Here is a 667-nt window from a genome sequence, read left to right on the forward strand (position 1 = left end):
TTGGCTTAGGGTGTTTATTGTGGGTAAATTAGAGGCAAGCATTCATATAAATTTTTAACAGTCCGTTGCAACAGTCTGCTGCAACAGTCTGTTAGCCCAAAAATACACGCACCCCCTACAGTCAGAAACCATAGGGGGCCATTTAAGTTATTGGGGTAGCTGTTAGCTGTTAGGTGTTAGGGTTTAGGGTTTTCTCCAACCATCATCATCAATATCATCTCTGTTAATTGGAAGAGGGGGTGATTGCTTTTTATCTTCTAACTGTTTTTTACAAACTGTTGATGGCATAAAATCATTAACATATCTAATCAAATAATTTAGGCTATTTTGGATACCGTCTAACCTATTCTCAATAATTAGGTTTCCTGTATGCGTAATGAACGTACTGAGAATAATCGCGACAATAATTAACCCTAATTCAACTATTACCAAGTTCATTTATATTAATTTCCAAAAATGAAGTGTAAACCATTTAATCCTTTCTAGTGGAGAAAATGAAGCGTAAAAATTGCTGTACGGCGGTGATTCAATTATTTGATATTCATTAAGCCATATAGTCTCTTTTTTAACCATCATATTCTGCTTCACATCATTGTAGGCATAGAATTTAAGCCACCCTGCCATTTTCCAGTACACGGGTACACTGTCAGCGTCAAATAATATCCTA

At 35.8% G+C, this 667-nt stretch carries 1 protein-coding gene and 1 pseudogene; both read right to left on the minus strand.

Going from position 1 to position 667, the window contains the following annotated elements; translation table 11 throughout:
- Positions 1-183: 183 nt before the first annotated feature.
- On the minus strand, positions 184-438 hold the full coding sequence (locus tag P5674_RS25540; protein ID WP_315670457.1) for a hypothetical protein: 255 nt from the start codon (positions 436-438) through the stop codon (positions 184-186).
- Positions 439-667: pseudogene (locus P5674_RS25545) on the minus strand (hypothetical protein); the annotation flags it as partial.

Source organism: Limnospira sp. PMC 289.06, from assembly GCF_032350395.1.
GTDB lineage: Bacteria > Cyanobacteriota > Cyanobacteriia > Cyanobacteriales > Microcoleaceae > Limnospira > Limnospira platensis.